Raw genomic sequence first — 15,909 nt, forward strand, 5'->3', positions numbered from 1 at the left:
GGTATCCTTAAACCTGCGGTCTTCTGCGGCGCAAGGCCAGGAACGCCAGCCCCGCCAAGCTGAGGGTAGCCGTGGCCGGTTCCGGCACACTGAGGGCCGCAATCTGTTCCGCGCTCAGCACGCCCTGGTACAGCTGGGCATTGGAAAACTCGGCAGTCTGATTGTTATTATCGTTAAGCGGCCGTCCGCCCAGCGAAAAGGTATCCAGTTTTTCATTGGTCCGGTTGCTGGAGTCCAGCGTTGCCGTGGCAATGGCTTGTCCGTTCAGGTACAGGGTAAGCGTGGATGTCCCCGTTTGAACCGAACCGTCATTGGCGCCGGCGTCTACAGTAACAATGAAGGTTTGTTCTTTTCCCTGCGTTACGGTCCCGGGAGTGGAGGTAAGGTCGGACAGGGTGTAGCCTTCCGGAGCAAAGCCCCATCCGGCATTTGCACCCTTCGTGTAATTGATTTTCAGGTTCCAGCCGTTGGCTTCTCCCAGACCGAACAGAACAGGCCAGTTGGTGGTGCCCTCTCCGGCCAGGCTTGCTTTGACCACAAAGCTGAAACTGTTGCACATGGAAAGGGGCGAGGCACTGTCCGTGATGGTCAGGCGGGAACCGTTGGAATGATAGACGCCGTCCGTGACGGAGCCTCCGCCAAAGGAAGAGGTGAGGCTGTCATAGGCAGAGCCGTCGGCTCCCGTAACCACGATATTCTCTGCATTCGGGGAGCTGGAAGTTCCGGTGAAGGACATATCCCATACCAGTGTTCCGGCAGCCTGCGCCGTGCACAAAGTCCCAAGCATGGTGATGCAGGAGGAAAGCAATAAATTCTTCTTCATGAGAGTGATATGATTCAGGATTTCTTATTTTTTTGGAGGACAGGAATTATTCTGCGGATTACCAATCCGCCCAATTTTCTTTCAGGAACGGCAAGCCGGATTTGCCTGAAGAAACTTCAACGGGTCACCCCTGTTGCTGTCACGGCACAACTTGCTGGGAGCCAGGGCCTCCTGGCCTTGGTAAAAAAACTGCATGGAAAATTCCCCTTCGCCAGGCTTCGGATTTACTCCTTCATACGAAAGCCGGGAGGCTTCCGTTCCCAGCTGAAAGCTTCCCTCTACTCCGGGAGATTCCTTCACAAGATGTTTTTCCTCAGAATGAGAGCTTGACTTTCGGATTGGTAATCCGTTCACAATTAAGTTATGTATTTATTATCTGTCGATTATAGGGGAAATTGATGGAGAGGAATATTCTGGTTGAATGAAAAAGAATTTCCTCTGCGTACTAATGTAAAATAATACGCCATGCTTGACTCCTGTTTCATTCTGCGCCTTCTCTCATGCGGCTGTGCTGTGCTGGGAGCCGGAATACTCCATGCCTCCGGGCTGCAGCCCTGGCTGCGGGAATTGTCCGGAATTCCTCTCCCGGCTTCCGCGAATGAAAAGAATCCGTGGATGCAGCGGTTGTGGACGCAAACGGCGGAACATGTAGCTTCCCTTTCCGACTTGGCCGCCGCCGATGACTGCGGCGATGCCATGGTGCTGCTGGCTCCCGTATTCCAGGCATGGCCGGATGGACAGGTGGCCGGAGCCGCGCTGGCAAAAATCCTTTCCATCCCGGCGGAGCAGGCGGGGGTTGTTTCTTCCTGGGATGACCTGGCAAAGCATGAGGAAGCCATCTTGGAAAAAGTCCGTTTTCTGAGACTGAAGAAACTGGCGGCTTATTACGATGCGGACGCCATCCGCCGGACGGTGAAGCGTTACAAGGAAAAGTACGGGGAACGGTACCCTGACGCGGATGCCTTCCTGGCCCGTCTGGCTGAATGGGAAGGGAAGCTGGGTCCGTTGGACCGGTGGGTGGAACAGGCCGGCCCGGAACAGGCTCCCCTGTTGCGTGAACTGGTGGATCTGCGAAAAAAGGCTCTTATTGACTCTCTCCCGGAACAGGACTCCCTGCGGGAATGGGTGGGGGTGCGGCGTTTCAACCCGGCCGGGAGAAGCTCTTTCAACCATGACCGTCCGGCCAATTGGCAGGGCATTTCCAGCATGCCGGGGCCGGGACGCACCTACCGCAGCAGTATCGTGAAATTTGGTGGGATTTCCTCGTCTTCCCCCGTGTCAAGGCTGTTGGGGGATGACCGCTGGATGGGTCATCTGGAGGTGGACTTTTCCGGGGAAAGGCTCATGTTCACCGGAAACCATTTCGGCAAGAAGGAAAACAGGCCATGGGACGTCTTTGAACTGGATTTAAAGACCGGGAAAACGGAATCCCTCACGGCCCACATGCCGGAGGATACGGACAGCTACAACTCCTGCTACCTGCCGGACGGCCGCATCATTTTCATCAACACCTCCGGCATGCAGGGGGTGCCCTGCGTGGCGGGCACGGACTATGTGGGCAACATCCACCTTTACGACCGGGAGAAAAAGACGACCCGGAGGCTTACCTTTGACCAGGACAACAACTGGTTCCCCACCATGCTGCCGGACGGCCGGGTGATGTTCCTGCGCTGGGAGTACACGGAGAGCGCACACTACTTCAGCCGCGTGCTGATGCACATGAATCCGGACGGCAGCGACCAGAAGGAATACTACGGCTCCAACTCCTACTGGCCCAACAGCCTGTTCAACGCCCGCCCCCTTCCGGGCAGGCCGGGCATGTTTGCCGGTATTGTCAGCGGGCATCATGGAGTCAGGCGCCTTGGGGAACTGGTCGTTTTTGACGTGAACCGGGGGCGCACCGCCACGGAAGGCGCCGTGCAGAAAATTCCGGGATATGGAAAACCCGTGGAAAACGTCACCAGGGACCAGTTGGTGGATGGATTGAAAACTCCCTATTTTGCGGAACCGTATCCGCTGAATGAGGAAACCTTCCTGGCCGTCTCTTCCCCTTCCGGCAACCAGGGCGTGACCAATGTGGTCTGGTGCGACATGTACGACAACATCGTTCCGCTGACCGCTTCCTCCTATTTCATTTATGCGGACCCCATGCCGCTACGGCCGCGCAAAAAACCTCCCGTGCTGCATGACCGCGTGAAGCCGGAGAGCAGGACGGCCACCGTGTACATTTCCGACGTGTACCGGGGCCGCGCCATGGCCGGAGTACCGAAAGGGGAGGCCAAGGCCCTGCGCGTCTTCATGTCCGAGTACAGCCCCCGCAACACGGGAAGCCACTATGCCATGGGCATGGAAAGCAACTGGGACCTGAAAGTGCTGTACGGAACCGTGCCCGTGAATCCTGACGGCTCCGCCATCTTCACGGCTCCCGCCAGCCAGCCTTTGACTCTGCAGGTGCTGGACGGAGAAGGGCGCGCCCTGGCGCTGATGCGGAGCTGGTTTACCGCCATGCCGGGGGAAACGCTCAGCTGCATTGGCTGCCATGAACGGCAGAACTCCGCGCCGCCCGCCAAGGCGGTCATGGCTTCCCGGCAAAAGCCGGCGCCCATTACTCCATGGTACGGGCCGGCCCGCACTTTTTCCTTCATGAATGAAGTGCAGCCCGTGCTGGACCGCCATTGCATCCGCTGCCACACTCCGGGAGACAAGGCCGGTGCAGGAGTACCGGATCTCATGACGCTGGAGGCCGCCAAAGGAGCACCCGCCCCCGGCTCCGTAGCCTACTGGAACCTGCATCCCTACGTGCGCCGCAACGGTCCGGAAGGAAACTATCTGGGGCTGGCCCCCACGGAGTTCTTTGCGGATACGTCGGAACTTTACCAGCTCCTTAAAAAAGGTCATCACGGGGTGAATATGCCGGAGGAGGACTGGAACCGCCTGGTGACGTGGATGGACATGAACGCCCCTTATCTGGGCGAATGGCCGGGAGAACGCAATGAAAGGCTGCTGAAGCGGCGCTATGACCTGCACAGGCAATTTTCCGCCGCGGAACGGAATTACGTAACGATGCAGGATTCCCGTTTCCGGAGAAATGTCAACGGGTTCATCTTTAACGGGGGAAGGTCCATTCCCTGTGTTATGGAAAAAAGCATGCCGGTTCCGGAAGCACGGAATGAAACGCTGTCCGTGGATTTGGGGGATGGCGTAGGCATGACGTTCCGCCGCATTCCCGCGGGGAAATTCAAGATGGGGAATGAGAGGGAAACCGGCGCGGAAAGCCCCGTCTCCCCCGTGAACATGGAAAAACCTTTCTGGATGGGAGAAGCGGAAGTGACGCTGGAGCAATACCGCCGGTTTGATCCGGAATACCTCAATGGGTGGTACGACATGCATTACAAGGACCAGGTGAGGCCCGGCTACAACATGGACGCCAATCCCCGCTTTCCGGTCATCCGGGTGCCGTGGACCAGAGCCATGGAATTCTGCCGCTGGCTTTCCGAGAAAACCGGTAAGAAGGTGACGCTGCCTACGGAAGCGCAGTGGGAATACGCGGCGAGGGGTGGTACGGATACGGATTTCTTCTTTGGAGAACGGGGTGCGGACTTCTCCGCGTATGCCAACCTGGGGGACGTGACGCTGAAGGAACTGGCCGTCTCCGGCGTGGACCCCAAGCCGATTCGGAATCCCAACCGTTTCTGGGACTTTGTGCCGCGGGATGAAAAGTACAATGACGGCGTGCTTCATCTGGCCCCCGTCAAGAGCTACAAACCGAATGCCTACGGGCTGTACGACATGATCGGCAATGCCGCTGAATGGACCCGTTCCGAATACAGGCCCTATCCCTGGAAGGGCAGTGACGGGCGCAATGAAAGCCTGGACGCCCGCGTTCCCCGTGCCGTGCGCGGCGGTTCCTGGTATGACCGCCCCAGGCGGGCCACGGCTTCCTGGCGCTGGGGGTATCCCGGATGGCGGCCCGTATACAACGTGGGGTTCCGCGTGATTATTGAAGACTGACCGTTGAAATGGCTATGAAGTTAAAACCGATGTTGTGCGCCTCTGCGGCTGTTATCTGCTGCCTGCTGGCCTTCGTCTCTTGCAGGCGGGATCCGGATGTCGTTTCCGGTCCTGTGGCCCCTGTGGATGTAAAGGTTGTTGATCATCTGGTGGCCGTGCTGGGGCATGAAAGCCGGACTCTGGAGCTGGTGGACCCCGCCTCCGGGGAAAAAGTGAAAAGCATCCGGCTGGGCCAGCCGCCCAACGGCATGGCGATTGACGGTGTAACCGCCTATGTGGCGGAAGGCGGCCCGTGCGGCGTAGTGGAAGTGGTGGACCTGGAAAGCGGAGCACGGAAAGGCTCCTTTCCGGCGGGGAATACGCCCATGTCCCCCGTGCTGCGCGGAGGAAAATTGTATGTGGCGTGCCGGTTTGATTCCAAAATAGTGGAAATGGATGCCTCCACCGGCAACGTGCTGAATTCCTGGAGCGTTCCGCGTGAACCGGTGGCCCTGGCTGTTTCTCCCGATGGCAGGAAGATATGGGCGGCAGGCCATTTGCCGGCGGGGACGGCGGACGGGGATTTCACAGCTGCTGCGCTGACCCTGGTGGAAGACGGGAAGACAACTCATTTCCCGCTCTCCAACGGGACGCAGGGTGTGCGCGGCATGGCGGCAAGCCCGGATGGCCGTTATCTGGCCGTGGCGCATGTGTTGAGCCGCTACCAGGTGCCCACCACGCAGCTGGACCGGGGCTGGATGAACACGAACGCCGTGACGATTATTGATACGGAGCGGCCGGACAAGCCTCATCCCGTTCTGCTGGATGATCCGGATGCGGGGGCGGCCAATCCCTGGGGAGTCCTCTTTTCCGGGGACGGCGGCAAATTGCTGGTGACGCATGCGGGAACGCATGAACTGTCCGTAATTGATTTTCCCGTCCTGCTGGAACGCATGAAGCGGGAAGACCGGGAAAACGAACCTGTTTCCGAAAGGCTGGGCTTCCTGCACGGACTCCGCCTCCGTGTGCCACTGCCCTTGAACGGCCCGCGCGCTCTGGCATCCGACGGTAAAAACGTTTATGTGGCCGGATACTTCTCCGATACGCTGGCGGAAGTACCCCTCAAGGCAGGCGCCGAACCCAGGAAAATCGCCCTGAACGGAGACTTCCGTCCCTCCCGGGAAAAAATGGGGGAACAGTACTTCAATGACGCCTCCCATTGCTTCCAGGGCTGGCAAAGCTGCGCCACCTGCCATCCGGACGGCCGCGTGGACGGCCTGAACTGGGACCTGCTGAACGATGGCATGGGCAACCCGAAAAACACGCGCACCATGTTCCTTTCCCATCGGACAAGCCCTGTGATGACACTGGGTGTTCGCGCCTCCGCGGAGGTGGCCGTGACGGCGGGGTTTGTCCACATCCAATTTCTGGAACCTTCACGGGAACTGGCGGAATGCGTGAATGAATACCTGAAAAACATGAAGGAAGTTCCCAGCCCGTTCCTGACGGCGCAAACTCCTTCCAAGTCGCAGACGAGGAATGATTCCTGCATACAGTGCCATGCTCCCGGAGTGGAGCGCGGTGCCTTGTCCGAATCCGCACGGAGAGGAAAGGAAATATTCAAGACGGCCGGATGCGTGAATTGTCATCCGCACCCGTACTTCACTACCAAGGAACTGATTGCCACGGGAACGGCCAGGGGGCTGGATGAAGGGAAAAGCATTCTGGTGCCCTCCCTGGTGGAAGTGTGGCGGACTGCCCCCTATTTGCACGACGGTAGGGCGAAGACGATCCGGGAAGCCGTCACGACGCACAATCCGGGGGACCTCCGCGGCAAAACCAGCGGACTGAATGACCGTGACCTGGAAGACTTGATCAATTATGTGCAGTCCCTGTAAGGGCGGAGGATAAGAAGAGAGGACACCATGGCGGCGTATTCACCTGAAAAAATGGAATGGAGCGGAAAGGGCGGAGCGCGGGAACGGTTCTTCTGCATGACGGCGGAACCGGGCGCGTGCTTTGAGGAGGAATTGCAGTCTCTGATGGACAGGTATTGTGACCTGGGGGGCGGAGAGGAAGACGAATTCCTGCTGCGCTTCCATGTCAGCGATCCGGTGCGCCAGGAGGAAGAGCTGCGCCGGGTGGTGGGGGAGCGGAACTCCTATGTCTCCGTGGTAGGGCAGCCCCCGGCGAACGGGGCCCGTGTGGCTGTGGAGGCCTGGCACATTGGTGGAATACTGGAAAAAAGGCGGAAAACGGAGCAGGGGGGTACGGTAGTAACGGTCCGGATGCCGCGTTACCAATTATTCCTGGCGGGAAGGCGTATGGCCTCCGCTGCGGACAGCCGTGGCCAGATGCAGGAGGAATTCCGCTGGCTGGACCGGGTGGCCGCTCTGCATGGAGGAACTGTGCCGGACCTGGTTCACCGTACCTGGATTTATTGCCGGGACATTGACAACAATTACCGGGGGCTGGTGGAAGGCCGCAATGAACGCTTTGCCCGTTACGGGCTGACGCCGGAGAGCCACTTCATCGCCAGCACGGGAATTGAAGGCTGTACGGAAACGACGGCCCGCCTGCTGCACATGGACAGCCTGGGAATCGTGGGACTGAAGCCGGGCCAGATCCGGTACATGGAGGCGCCGGAGTACCTTTCACCCACGCATCTGTACCGGGTGGCTTTTGAGCGCGGAACCCGCATTGTGTACGGGGACCGTTCCCACTACTTCATTTCCGGTACGGCCAGCATTGATGCGGAAGGAAACATTGTCCATTCGGGAGACGTGGCGCGGCAGACGGTCCGCACCCTGGAAAACATTCGCGCTCTGATGGAACGGAATGGCGGAAGCCTGTCCGACCTGAAACAGGCCGTGGTGTACCTGCGCGACGGGGCGGACCGGGATCTGGTGAGCCGGGCGTTGATGGATTCACCATTGGCGGGAGTGCCGCATCTTCTGTTGAAAGCCCCTGTCTGCCGTCCCGGCTGGCTGGTGGAAATAGACGGCATCGCCGTCAATGGAGCCGGAGAGGATGCTTTTGACCCATTGTAAGTTTAGTGGTTTCATGGAGAGGATGAAAAGAATGAATCATGGTGATGAAATACAAGGCTGAGGACTTTCTTACATCACCGCTCAAGAAGAGCGGTAGGACGAATAAAAGGGAGATGAACAAGATGGGTTATATTGATGTTGGCGGGTTGTGCATCAACCATGAGTGCTGTCGCATGTGCCTCATGGAGTAATGGTGAATTTCATGATTGCTCCAATGCTTGCATGGCGTCTTTCCATGGACGGTATCTCATAGTGAACCGGAGATGTAAAGGCCCCCGGAGTCAGCCTCTTCGTCTCTTATGGGGGTAGCTGCGGGAATGGCTGATTTAACTTGTTATCCCCTGCACGGAAATGGTACCGTACCTCCGCATGACCTATCGACTTAATACGGACCGCCTGGTGTTTTTTTCCGTGCTGTTGTGGGTGCTGCTGCCTCCGGGTATCTTTGCCTGGGAAGGGAATCCCCCCGGCCCGGACAATGTGCGGTGGCTGGAGGAGTTCTGTTCCAGTTATATGCAATTCCTGACCATGGGCGGGGTGCTGTGCGTGGTCATTGGCTTTATATGTGCCGTCCTGATCTGGCTGGTGCATCGCCTGGACTGGGCGCGGAGCGTGAAAATCGTCGTGTTGTTTATCGTGTCCACCCTGTGTTTGATGTTGTTTGGCGGGTCCCTTTCTTTCGCCATGTTTTACCTCCCTCTGGCCCTGATTAATCCCGCCGTTTACTGCTTCAGCATCAGTAAGGCGGAATGACCGGGAGGAAAGTAAATACATTTATTTTCAGGACGTTGTCGTTTTCTCTGGTTCTTTTTTTGCACAGAAGTTTTGGTAATAACAGAAATGCAGATGCTGGAAAAGGGAGGAGTACTGTCTTGGGGGAATAACCGCAGTTGCGCTCTTTCTTTTCCGGGCAACTGTGGCGATATATAGTCTTTATTTCTCTTTGCCGTGGCGGATGTCTGTGGCTTCCTTCAGGAAGACGACGGCAGCAGCGATGGTCTTGGCAATGTCCCCGATGCGCTCAATGGAGCGGATGATGAAGAGCAGGTTGACGTTGAGGGAGGGAGGGCTTTCTCGTTCCGGGGAGACCAGGAGGGCCAGTGCCTTGCGGTGGGCCTTGTCCAGTTTTTTGTCCCTGAGGCGTATTTCCCTGGCGGCATCCGCATCCTGGGTTTCCAGGCACCGGGCGGCGTCCCTGAATTCGGAGACGGCCATGTCCAGCAGAGGGAGCACAATGTCCGGGCAGAGGGATTCCCCGTGCCTGATGGATGTTTTTGCATGCTTGGCAATGCCCGTTATTTCCTCCGTGCATTCATGAAGTTTGTCCCCGCAGCGGGAGAGGGCGATGACGAGCCTCAAGTCGCTGCCCAACGGGTGGAACTGGGTGAGTGCGGAGGCGCATAGGGAAAGCACTTGGCGGGTTTCCTCATTCAAAGGATCTTCGTCCGCGATAATGCTGTTGGCTCCGTCTCTGTCCGCTCCGGAGATGACCCGTTCCAGTACGGTCATGTGTTTCAGCAGCATGCCGCAGATATGATTGATGCGGGTACGGATGGCTTCCAGGGCAGCGTCATAGTGGGGAAGGATGTGATTGCCGGGAGATGTCATGATATGGGTGGGGAAAGAGTTGGGATGTTTAGCTGAAACGTCCCGTGATGTAGGCTTCCGTTTCTTTTTCAGCGGGGTTGGTGAAGATTTGGGAGGTTTCCCCGTATTCCACCAGGCGCCCCATGTACATGAAGGCGGTCCGGTCCGCAATGCGCGTGGCCTGCTGCATGTTGTGGGTGACGATGACGATGGTGAGGTCTTTTTTCAGATCTTCCATCAGGTCTTCTATTTTCAGCGTGGCGATGGGGTCCAGGGCGGCGCAGGGTTCATCCATCAGCAGGATCTGGGGACGGTTGGCAATGGCGCGGGCGATGCACAGCCGCTGTTGCTGCCCTCCGGAAAGGCCGTAGGCGCTTTCGTGCAGTTTGTCCTTCACTTCATCCCACAGGGCGGCTCCTTTCAGGCTGCGTTCCACGGTTTCATCCAGTTCCGCGCGTTTGCTGCGTCCCGCGACGCGAAGGGGAAAGACGATGTTTTCATAGATGCTTTTCGGGAAGGGGTTGTATTTCTGGAAGACCATGCCTACGCGCTTGCGCAGGGAGATGACTTCCACGCGCGGGTCATACAGGCTGGTGCCGTCAATGCGGATGTCCCCCTGGTGGCGGACGTCCGGGACCAGGTCGTTCATGCGGTTGATGTTGCGGAGCAGGGTGGATTTCCCGCAGCCGGAGGGACCGATGAGGGCGGTCACCCGGTTGGTTTCAAAGGTCATGCCGATGTTGAAGAGAACCTGCTTGTCTCCGTAAAAGAAGGAGAAGGTTTCCACTTCAATGATAGGGTCGTCGTCTGCGGCGGCTGGTTCAGTCATGAGATGGTGAAGGAATCAAGGGTTAGAAGCTGGATGCCGCGTATTTTTTGCGCAGGCGGTTGCGGATGAGGATGGCCGTGAGGTTCATGACCACCACCAGCAGGATGAGCAGCAGCGTAGTGGCGAAGACCATGGGCTGGGCGGCGTCCGAGTCCGGCGACTGGAACCCCACGTCATAGATGTGAAAGCCCAGGTGCATGAATTTGCGTTCCAGATGGATGAAGGGGCCTTCCCCGTCAATGGGCAGGGAGGGGGCCAGCTTGACCACGCCCGTGACCATGAGGGGGGCCACTTCCCCGGCGCCGCGGGCCATGGCCAGGATGAGGCCGGTCATGACGCCCGGCAGGGCGCTGGGCAGAATGATGCGCTTGATCATCTGCCATTTGGAGGCGCCGCAGGCCAGGGCCGCCTCCCGCAGGCCGCGGGGGACGGCGGAGAGGGCTTCCTCCGTGGAGACGATGACGACGGGGAGCGTCATCAGGGCCAGTGTGAGGGAGGCCCACAGGATGCCGGAGGTGCCGAAGGTGGGAGTGTTGTCCACGGCCAGTTTTTTCCAGTAAAAGAGTTCGTCAATCGTGCCCCCAAGATAGTAGACGAAGAAGCCCAGGCCAAAGACGCCGAAGACGATGGAAGGCACGCCCGCCAGGTTGTTCACGCAGATGCGAACGGCCTGCACCAGCGTTCCCTGTCTGGCGTATTCCCGCAGGTAGATGGCTCCTATGACCCCCACGGGCGTGACCAATACGCTCATGAGAAGGGTCATGATGAAGGTGCCGAAGATGGCGGGGAAGATGCCGCCTTCCGTGTTGGCTTCCCGCGGGTCATCCATGATGAAGTGGTACAGGTTGTGGAAGAAGACGCCGCATTTGCCGAAGAAGCCCAAGTCATTCGGACGGTAGCCGTAGACGATTTTGTCCATGCTGACTTCCTTCTTTTCCCCGTCTCCCAGGGCGTATACGAGCGAGTCACGGCCCTGTTGTTCCCTTAGTTTAGCTGCTTCAGCGGTGTATTGGGCATATTCCGCATTGAGCCGTTCTACATCGGCATGCAGCCGGTCCAATTCTTCAAGCGGATGGTTCATGTCCGTGAGAATGGGATGTTGTGCGGGTGTAGCCGTCCTTTGGCCGTTTTCCTCGCGGATGTCGTAGGAACGTTCAATGGCCTTGATGTCCAGCTTGGCATCCGCCAGTTTGGTGTTGATGCTTCCGATGTCTCTGGTGTCAATGGTTTTGATCTTGTCCCGGAGTTTTCCTTCATGGTCCAGCACGCGGCGGAAGGCCGCCATGAATTCCGGGGAGGAGGCCGGAACGGTTTTTCCGGAGGCCAGTTTGAGCGCCAGAGGTTTGACCAGGGCTTTTCCTCCCTCCATGCGTTCCAGGCAGAGGAGTCCCTTCGGGGTGGAGGATGCGGTGACGTTGTGCACGTCCACGTAGCGGTAGGATTGTCCATAGACTTCCTTGCTTCCGGTGAAGAGCTGGTATTCCCGTACGTCCCCGGCTGTAGAGTTCGGCCGGGCCGGGTCTGCCGGAATGTGGCGCGTCTGGTCCTTCGTGATGCCGGCGTACAGGGTGAGCGGTTTTTCCCCTTGCGCCGTGGGGGCAATCGTCAGTTCATGGATGGTTTTGGGCCAGAAGGCTTCCAGGCCGTTGAAAACGATGATGCCCAGCAGGCCGAAGATCATGATGAGGCCCAGGGAGAGCCCGATGGAGGTGAGCCAGATGTTGACTTCTCCCAGGGGGCGTTTGGGAGCCGGAGGAAGGCTGAAGTCCTGTTTCATGGAAGATGAATGGATGGGGAAGAGAGGGATGATGAGTTCAAACGACGTTGAAGCGTTTGCGGAGCTTCTGGCGTACGATTTCCGCCAGAGTGTTCAGGATGAACGTCATGGAGAAAAGGATGAGGCCGCCGAGGAAGAGTACGCGGTAGTGCGTGGAGTCCTGCGCCGCCTCCGGCAGTTCCGTGGCGATGTTGGCGGAGAGGGTGCGCATGCCATTGAAGATGTTCCAGTCCATGATGGGGGTGTTGCCCGTAGCCATCAGCACGATCATGGTTTCCCCTACCGCACGGCCCAGGCCGATCATCAGGGCGGAGAAGATGCCTGCGGACGCCACCGGAAGCACGATGGTGCGGACCATCTGCCAGCGGCTGGCTCCCAGGGCTTCCGAGGCGGCGATGAGGGATGGGGGGACATTGCTCAGGGCGTCCTCGGAGATGGTGAAGATGACGGGAATGACGGCAAAGCCCATGATGAATCCCACCACCAGGGAGTTGCGCTGTTCATAGGGCATGCCGAATCCGTTGCGCCACAGATCCGCAAAGCTGGCGGCCTGGAAGTCTCCCGCACCCCACAGGTTCATGACGCCGCGGCAGAGGCTGATGAAGGGCTGTTCCAGCCAGTAGCCCAGGTATTCCCAGCAGAACCAGGCGCAGAGCAGGATGACGGGAGTCATGACGATGTACTCCACGCCGCGGCTGAATTTGTTGCGCCAGGCCACTGGCCGTGTGGTCCAGAACCAGGCGATAAGGGCGGCCAGGGAAGGAATGAGGACGGCCATGCAGATCAGCGCAGGCACCTTGTCTTCCATTCTGGGGGCCAGGTACAGGGCTCCGAAGAAGCCCAGCACCACGGAAGGGAGGGATGCCATGATTTCCATGACGGGTTTTACCACGCGCTTGACGGCGGGAGCCATGAAGTGGGCCGTGTAGATAGCGGCCAGGACCGCTACCGGAACGGCGAAGACGAGGGCGTACAGCGTGCCTTTCAGCGTGCCGAAGACCAGGGGTGTCAGGGATAGCTTGGATTCGTAATCATCCGTGCCGCCCACGGATTGCCAGAGCCATTTGGGAGAGTCGTACCCTTCGTACCAGATTTTCCCGACCAGGGCTTTGGCTCCGGCTTCCGGATGCTTGTCTTTCATGGAGAAGAAGTGGACGTTTCCTTCGGCATCCACGGCAATGGCGGCGTTGAATTCCGTGTTTGCCGCCAGCTGGACCGGGGTGAACCTCAGCGGGTCGCTGTTCCAGCGGATGTCCGCTGTAGTTCCATAGCAGAGCCTGAGTTCACTGGGGGTGGAAACGAGGAAGGAACGGTTGATGCCGGAGGCTGCATAGTGCTGTACCGGACCGGCAAGAGGGGAGAATTGCTTGGTCTCCCCAAAAAGGCGCAGGGCAGGGCCGTCCGGACGAGGATGGGGATACAGGCTGAAAATTTTCAGGCTTCCCCTGTCGCCGCCTATCACCAGGGACATGTCTCCAAAGAGCCAGTTGACGGTGGTCATTTTTTCTCCGTCTCCCAGGGGGGACGGGATGGTTTGGCGTTTTACCCATGCTTCCCTGTCTTCATCATAGGAGAAATAAAGGAGTTTGTCCGTGTCCGTGGCGATGACGAGGCTGTCCCCGGAAGCTCCGGGCAGCATGGCGGTTGGGTTCCCTTCCAGCTGGTCCGTCAGGTCATGAAATCCGGAAGGGGCCAGCTCTCCTTCATGGAGCAGGGAACGGGATTCTTCCAGCGTCATCAGCAGGAGGCGCAGTCCTTGTTCCGTCTCCACAGTTGCGGTGAAAATTTTTCGTTCCTCTGCGTCCGCATAAACCACGCGGGATATTTTTCCCGGAATGGTACCGCTTTCCGTCAAGGGATAAAGCGGGCTGCTTTCCGTTCCGGCCTTGTCCGGGCCGTGGGCATTTGCCTGGCCGTGGATATTGAGTCCGGAATGGATGGAAATGACACCCACCTTGCCGGATTCCGTAGCGATGGGGTAGGCTGTCAGGGAGGAGTCATAGGAATGGGCGCAAACGGTTTCTCCCTCCGGCAGGGATACGGGAACGGGAGCCAGATTTCCGGAAGCCTTGTCCAGAAAGAAGACGTTTTTTCCGTTGTTATAGACAAAGGGGAGTGTGCCGGAAGGATCCAGCCCCCAGGTTCCCTGAACCGGAGAGGAGGGCGTGAGGTGCTGCCGTTCTTCCACGTCCGCGCTCTGGAAAAGGGGAATGGTGACGGCCAGCAGGAAGAAAAGGATGCCGAAAACGGCTACGATGACGGTAAAGCCTCCCCCGATGATGGTTTTAGTCATGATGCGGTCAAACCACAGCGTGGTTTTTGCCACCTGGAAGCGTTCGGGAACGGGTTTGGGCTTTTTGGATGGCGCAGGGGAGGAAGAATTGGCGCTCATGACGGTAGGCAGCGGAGAGAGAAATGGGGCAGGGCTCCGGCGGGAAGGCCGCAGTCCTGCCCCGGCATGTGTGGATGGTGTAGGGAAGAGAGTTTATTCAATGCTCTTGAGGACTTCCACGCTGACCTTGGCGGGAATCGGGTAATAACCGTCCTTGGTCACGATTTCCTGTCCGTCTTTGGAGACAATGAATTTGATGAATTCCTTGGTCAGGGTATCCAGCGGTTCGCCGGGCTTCTTGTTGACATAAATCAACAGGTAGCGGGAGAGCGGGTATTTGCCGTTGAGGCAGTTGTCGTAGGTAGGCTGTACAGCCACCTGTCCGCCTTTTTCCGCCACGGAGAGGGTCTTGACGCCGGAGGTGACGTATCCGATGCCGGAATAGCCGATGCCCTGTTCGTCAGAACTGATGCCCTGCACGACGGCGGAGGAACCGGGTTGTTCCTTCACGGAGTTTTTGTAGTCTCCTTTCTTGAGGGCTATTTCTTTCACAAAGCCGTTTGTTCCGGAGGCGCTGTTACGGCCATAGATGGAGATGGCCTTTCCCTTCATGGAAGGTACGCCCGCATCCCCCCAGTCGGAGATATTGGAGCCTCCGCGCTTGAAGGTGGAGGAGAAGATGGAGTCAATCTGTGACAGGGAGAGGGCCTGGATAGGGTTGTTCTTATTGACGAAGAAGGCCACGGCGTCCAGCGCCACTTTGATTTCCGTCGGCTTGTAGCCGTATTTGGCCTCAAAAGCGGCGGTTTCCTCCCGTTTCATCGGGCGGCTCATGGGGGCCAGCTGGGCTGTGCCTGCCGTCAGGGCGGGGGGAGCTGTGGAAGAGCCCTTGCCTTCAACGCCGATTTTAACGCTGGGGTATTTTTTGCTGAATCCCTCCGCCCAAAGAGTCATCAGGTTGTTCAGCGTATCGGAGCCGACGGCGCTCAAGTTGCCGGAAACGCCGCTAGTGGGCACATAGGGCTTGATGCTGCTGTCAACGGTTATTTGATCGGCGGCCATGCTCAGGGAGCTGAGGGCGGCTGCAATGGTCAGGATTTTGGCGACGAATTTCATGGCGTCTTTTTCTGTTGTGTTGGGTCTTCCGCTGTCCGGACGGTAGCGCCGTTCATGTCGGAGGACGGGGAAGTGATACCCTCCCGTCCCCCTGGTGAGGAAGTGAATCCTGGTTAAGAAATCGTCACAATCTGCAAGGAGTTTGTAACATTGGGGTTGTGGGGGGTGACAATGGGAGGAATAGGGGAGATAGGGAATATGGGGGTAATGGGGGTAATGGGGATTATAGGGACTCACCTATCCACCCTATTCTTCTTGTCCCTATCCTTCCCTATTACCCCTATTTTCCCTATTTTCCCTCTCCTCTCTCTGCCTCTTTCCTCAAAAAAGCCGCCCCTCCCCCTTGCCTGGGGGAAAAAGCGGCTTTCTTCCAGGGATCCCTTCCTCCTCTGTTGGCAAGGGTTC

The 15,909-nt window shown here is 58.1% G+C and carries 10 protein-coding genes; 4 read left to right on the forward strand and 6 right to left on the reverse strand.

The window, feature by feature from the left end; translation table 11 throughout:
- Positions 1–7: 7 nt before the first annotated feature.
- Positions 8–823: a PEP-CTERM sorting domain-containing protein gene (locus LIO64_RS11220; protein ID WP_290549536.1), complete on the reverse strand. Its 816-nt coding sequence runs from the start codon at positions 821–823 to the stop codon at positions 8–10.
- Between the two features lie 465 nt (positions 824–1,288).
- Between LIO64_RS11220 and LIO64_RS11225 the strand changes: the two genes are divergently transcribed.
- The 4 genes from LIO64_RS11225 to LIO64_RS11240 all read left to right on the forward strand — a co-directional run bounded on the left by LIO64_RS11225 (position 1,289) and on the right by LIO64_RS11240 (position 8,616).
- The gene (locus LIO64_RS11225; protein WP_290549537.1) at positions 1,289–4,834 is read left to right on the forward strand and encodes an SUMF1/EgtB/PvdO family nonheme iron enzyme; all 3,546 of its coding nucleotides are present in this window, start codon (positions 1,289–1,291) and stop codon (positions 4,832–4,834) included.
- 8 nt (positions 4,835–4,842) lie between these two features.
- A complete protein-coding gene (locus LIO64_RS11230) occupies positions 4,843–6,711 on the forward strand; it encodes a multiheme c-type cytochrome (protein ID WP_290549538.1) in 1,869 nt (622 codons plus the stop codon).
- Between the two features lie 27 nt (positions 6,712–6,738).
- Positions 6,739–7,863 (forward strand): Rid family hydrolase, encoded by a 1,125-nt coding sequence (locus tag LIO64_RS11235; protein ID WP_290549539.1) that lies wholly within the window; start codon positions 6,739–6,741, stop codon positions 7,861–7,863.
- Positions 7,864–8,232: 369 nt separating this feature from the next.
- On the forward strand, positions 8,233–8,616 hold the full coding sequence (locus LIO64_RS11240) for a hypothetical protein (RefSeq protein ID WP_290549540.1): 384 nt from the start codon (positions 8,233–8,235) through the stop codon (positions 8,614–8,616).
- Between the two features lie 180 nt (positions 8,617–8,796).
- On the opposite strand, the gene LIO64_RS11245 is transcribed toward LIO64_RS11240, so the two are convergent.
- From LIO64_RS11245 to LIO64_RS11265, 5 genes are all read right to left on the reverse strand, one after another.
- Positions 8,797–9,471 (reverse strand): phosphate uptake regulator PhoU, encoded by a 675-nt coding sequence (locus LIO64_RS11245; RefSeq protein WP_290549541.1) that lies wholly within the window; start codon positions 9,469–9,471, stop codon positions 8,797–8,799.
- Positions 9,472–9,499: 28 nt separating this feature from the next.
- A complete protein-coding gene (gene pstB / locus LIO64_RS11250; RefSeq protein ID WP_290549542.1) occupies positions 9,500–10,279 on the reverse strand; it encodes a phosphate ABC transporter ATP-binding protein PstB in 780 nt (259 codons plus the stop codon).
- A 22-nt stretch (positions 10,280–10,301) separates the two neighbouring features.
- Complete coding sequence (gene pstA, locus LIO64_RS11255) at positions 10,302–12,056, reverse strand: phosphate ABC transporter permease PstA (RefSeq protein ID WP_290549543.1); 1,755 nt, start codon at positions 12,054–12,056, stop codon at positions 10,302–10,304.
- Positions 12,057–12,093: 37 nt separating this feature from the next.
- On the reverse strand, positions 12,094–14,448 hold the full coding sequence (locus LIO64_RS11260) for an ABC transporter permease subunit (protein ID WP_290549544.1): 2,355 nt from the start codon (positions 14,446–14,448) through the stop codon (positions 12,094–12,096).
- Between the two features lie 93 nt (positions 14,449–14,541).
- Complete coding sequence (locus LIO64_RS11265; RefSeq protein ID WP_290549545.1) at positions 14,542–15,504, reverse strand: phosphate ABC transporter substrate-binding protein; 963 nt, start codon at positions 15,502–15,504, stop codon at positions 14,542–14,544.
- Positions 15,505–15,909: the final 405 nt, after the last annotated feature.

The organism is Akkermansia sp. (assembly GCF_020860705.1).
Lineage (GTDB): Bacteria > Verrucomicrobiota > Verrucomicrobiia > Verrucomicrobiales > Akkermansiaceae > Akkermansia.

Excerpts from the sequence above, each read along its gene's own strand:
- LIO64_RS11220 (WP_290549536.1), bottom strand. The coding sequence starts at position 823 with ATGAAGAAGAATTTATTGCTTTCCTCCTGCATCACCATGCTTGGGACT.
- LIO64_RS11225 (WP_290549537.1), top strand. The coding sequence starts at position 1,289 with ATGCTTGACTCCTGTTTCATTCTGCGCCTTCTCTCATGCGGCTGTGCT.
- LIO64_RS11230 (WP_290549538.1), top strand. The coding sequence starts at position 4,843 with ATGGCTATGAAGTTAAAACCGATGTTGTGCGCCTCTGCGGCTGTTATC.
- LIO64_RS11235 (WP_290549539.1), top strand. The coding sequence starts at position 6,739 with ATGGCGGCGTATTCACCTGAAAAAATGGAATGGAGCGGAAAGGGCGGA.
- LIO64_RS11240 (WP_290549540.1), top strand. The coding sequence starts at position 8,233 with ATGACCTATCGACTTAATACGGACCGCCTGGTGTTTTTTTCCGTGCTG.
- LIO64_RS11245 (WP_290549541.1), bottom strand. The coding sequence starts at position 9,471 with ATGACATCTCCCGGCAATCACATCCTTCCCCACTATGACGCTGCCCTG.
- pstB (WP_290549542.1), bottom strand. The coding sequence starts at position 10,279 with ATGACTGAACCAGCCGCCGCAGACGACGACCCTATCATTGAAGTGGAA.
- pstA (WP_290549543.1), bottom strand. The coding sequence starts at position 12,056 with ATGAAACAGGACTTCAGCCTTCCTCCGGCTCCCAAACGCCCCCTGGGA.
- LIO64_RS11260 (WP_290549544.1), bottom strand. The coding sequence starts at position 14,448 with ATGAGCGCCAATTCTTCCTCCCCTGCGCCATCCAAAAAGCCCAAACCC.
- LIO64_RS11265 (WP_290549545.1), bottom strand. The coding sequence starts at position 15,504 with ATGAAATTCGTCGCCAAAATCCTGACCATTGCAGCCGCCCTCAGCTCC.